Genomic DNA, 3,581 nt, shown 5'->3' with positions numbered 1-3,581 from the left:
GCGGACGCGCCCGCGCCGCGCGCGTCGGCGTACTCGATCGCGGCGCCGACCAGCCCGGTGAACAGCGGGTGCGGGCGGGTCGGGCGGGACCGGAACTCCGGGTGCGCCTGGGTGCCGACGAAGAACGGGTGCGCCTCGCGCGGCAGCTCGACGTACTCGACCAGGCGGCCGTCCGGGGACAGCCCGGAGAAGCGCAGCCCGGTCTCCTCGATCCGGTCGCGGTAGGCGTTGTTCACCTCGTAGCGGTGGCGGTGCCGCTCGGACGCCTTGGCCTCGCCGTACAGCTCGCGGACGATGGAGCCCTCGGCCAGGTCGGCCGGGTACAGCCCGAGCCGCATCGTGCCACCCATGTCGCGCTCGCCGGACACCACGTCCAGCTGGTCGGCCATGGTCGCGATGACCGGGTGCGCGGTGGCCGGGTCGAACTCGGCGCTGCCGGCGTCCGGCAGGTCGCCCAGGTGCCGGGCGGCCTCGATGACCATGCACTGCAGGCCGAGGCAGATGCCGAGCAGCGGGACCCGGTTCTCGCGGGCGTGCCGGATCGCGCCGAGCTTGCCCTCGATGCCGCGCACGCCGAACCCGCCGGGGATCAGCACGCCGTCCACGCCGTCCAGTTCGCGCTTGGCGCCCTCGGGGGTCTCGCAGTCGTCGGACTTGACCCAGCGGATGTTCACCCGGGCGTCGTTGCCGAACCCGCCGTGCCGCAGCGCCTCGGTGACCGACAGGTACGCGTCGGGCAGGTCGATGTACTTGCCGACCAGCGCGATCGTGACCTCGCGGGACGGCTGGTGGACGTGCTGGAGCAGCTCGTCCCAGGAGCCCCAGTCGACGTCGCGGAACGGCAGCCCGAGCCGCTGCACCACGTAGGCGTCCAGGCCCTCGGCGTGCAGCACCTTCGGGATGTCGTAGATGCTGGCGGCGTCCACGGCCGACACGACGGCCTCGCGGTCCACGTCGCACATCAGGCTGATCTTCTGCTTCAGCCCGTCGGTGATCGGCCGGTCCGACCGGCAGACGATCGCGTCCGGCTGGATGCCGATGGAGCGCAGCGCCGCCACGGAGTGCTGGGTCGGCTTGGTCTTCAGCTCGCCGGACGGCCCGATGTAGGGCAGCAGCGAGACGTGCAGGAAGAAGCAGTTGTCCCGGCCGATCTCGTGCCGGATCTGCCGGACGGCCTCCAGGAACGGCAGCGACTCGATGTCGCCGACCGTGCCGCCGACCTCGGTGATGACCAAGTCGACCTCCTGGCCGTCGGCCATCCCGCGGATGCGGTCCTTGATCTCGTTGGTGATGTGCGGGATGACCTGCACGGTGTCGCCCAGGTACTCGCCGCGCCGCTCCTTGGCGATGACGTTGGAGTACACCTGGCCGGTGGTCACGTTCGCCGAGCCGTGCAGCTCGGTGTCGAGGAAGCGCTCGTAGTGGCCGACGTCGAGGTCGGTCTCCGCGCCGTCGTCGGTGACGAACACCTCGCCGTGCTGGAAGGGGTTCATCGTGCCGGGGTCGACGTTGAGGTAAGGGTCGAGCTTCTGCATGGTGACCCGCAGGCCGCGGAGCGCGAGCAGACGTCCCAGGCTGGAGGCCGTGAGTCCCTTGCCGAGGCTCGAGGCGACACCGCCGGTGACGAACAGATGCTTGGTAGGACGTGAGCTACCAGTGGTGGCCGAAGGCAAGAAGACTCTCCCGTGGTCGATACGAGGCGGATGAACCGGAAATCGGTACCGCACTGTCCACGGGCCACCAGAATATCACCCGCCGACCGCGCGACATCCGGGACGACCCCGACCAGGCGTGTCACTCCCCACATCGGGGCGTCCCGGCGCTGGAACGCTCCCGTCTCGTTCCCGCCCGGCGGCCCGACACCAGCGATCCGGCGGCCGGGCCCGGGCGCGCCGGGACCGGGAGGACGTCCAGGAAAGCCGCAGCGGCGGTCTCCGGCCCCGCGCCGCCCCGAGCCGGGCCCGGGTGCGGTGAGGAGCGGAGACCGCCGCTGCGGGCCGCTGGGAGCCGCGCGGGCTCGCCGGCGGCCCGCCGGACGGTGATCAGCGCGGCGGCGCGCCGGACGGCATGATCGTGCGCAGCTGCCGGGTCAGCTCGTCGATCAGGCCCCGGGCCTGCTCGGACGCCTGCTTGGCGGCGTCCCGCTCCTGGGCGAGCTCGGAGATCTGCGCGCGCTGCTCGGTGACCGCCTGGGCGAGTTGGTCGACCCACTGGTCCCGCTCGGCGAGCTTCTCGGCGATCGCGTCCCGCTCGGTCGCGAGCTGGCGCATCGCGGCGGACGCCTGGTCGCGCTCGCGGACGGCCGTGTCGGCGCGGCCCCGGGCGATGGTCAGCTCGGACTCGGACCGCGCCTGCGCCTGGACCGCGGTCTCCCGCTGCCGCTCGGCGGCCTCCAGCGCCGCGACGGCCGAGTCGCGCTCCCGCTCGGCCTTCTTGGCGGCCTCCAGGGTCTGCGCGGCGGTGTCCAGCGCCTGCTTGCGCTCGACCTCGGCGGTGTCGGCGCGGCGCTCGGCCTCCGCGGCCCGCCGGTCGCTCTCGGCGAGCCGCCGCTCGGCCTCGGCGGCGCGGGACTCGGCGGCCTTCATCCGGCTCTCGGCGGCCTGCCCGCGGCGGTCGGCCTCGCCGACCCGCTGCACGGCCTCCTGGGTGCGGCGCTCGCTCTCGGCGGCGCGGCTCTCGGCGGCCTTGGCGCGGACCTCGAACTCCTGGGTGCGGCGCTCGGCCTCGTTCGCGCGGGCCTCGGCGGCGCGCATCCGGGTCTCGGCGGCCTGCGCGAGGTTGCGGGCCTCCTCGGCCTCCTTCGCAGCGGCGGCGACCGCGTGCTGCAGGTTCTGCGCCTGCATCTCGGCGTCGGAGAGCTTGGCGCGGACCTGCGCGAGCTCGCCGCGCGCGCCCTCCAGCGCGCGGGACAGCTCGCCGGCCTGCTCGGCCATCCGGTCGCGCTCGGCCTCGACCGCGCGGCGGGCGGCGACGGCGTCCTCGACGGCGCGCAGCGCGTCGTCGCGGGCCTCGCTCATCTGGTCCCGCTGGGTCATCGCCTGCCGGACGGTCGCCTCGGCCTCGGCGGTGCGGCGCTCGGCGGCCTCGGCGCGCCCGGCCGCGGCCTGCGCCTCGGCGCGGGCCTGCTGCTCCTGCTGGCGGGCCTGCTCGGCCTGCGTCCTCGCCTGCTCGGCCTGGGACCGGGCCTGCTGCTCCTGCTGGCGCGCCTGCTCCATGGCGGTGCGGGCCTGGTCGGCCTGGACCCGGGACTGCTCGGCCTGGACCTGCGCCTGCTCGGCCTGCGCGCGGGCCTGGTCGGCCTGCTGGCGGCCCTGCTGCGCCTGGTTCCAGGCGGCGGCCGCGTCGCGCTGGGCGGTCTCCTTCTCGGCCTGGGCGGCCTGGAGCTGGGCGGCCGACTCGGCCTGCGCCTCCGCCAGCCGCCGCTCGGCCTCCACGGCGCGCCGCTCGGCCTGCTCGGCCTGGCCGCGCGCCCGCTGCACCTCGCCCCACGCCGCGGCCGCGTCGCGCTGCGCGGTCTCCTTCTCGGCCTGGACGGCCTGCACCTGCGCGGCGGCCTCGCTCTGCGCGGTGCTGACCTGGTT

Annotated in this window: 2 protein-coding genes; both read right to left on the bottom strand. The window is 75.0% G+C overall.

Going from position 1 to position 3,581, the window contains the following annotated elements:
* Nucleotides 1-1,673: CTP synthase (gene pyrG, locus AB0J52_RS32235; RefSeq protein WP_500186595.1), on the bottom strand; the 1,673-nt coding region annotated here is incomplete at its 3' end.
* Between the two features lie 369 nt (nt 1,674-2,042).
* Nucleotides 2,043-3,581 (bottom strand): coiled-coil domain-containing protein (locus AB0J52_RS32230; protein WP_500186594.1); only part of this gene is annotated, 1,539 nt, incomplete at its 5' end.

This window comes from Spirillospora sp. NPDC049652, assembly GCF_040675125.1.
Taxonomy (GTDB): domain Bacteria; phylum Actinomycetota; class Actinomycetes; order Streptosporangiales; family Streptosporangiaceae; genus Spirillospora.
Note: the sequence above shows the minus strand (reverse complement) of the source record. Positions and strands in the feature narration are given on the sequence as shown.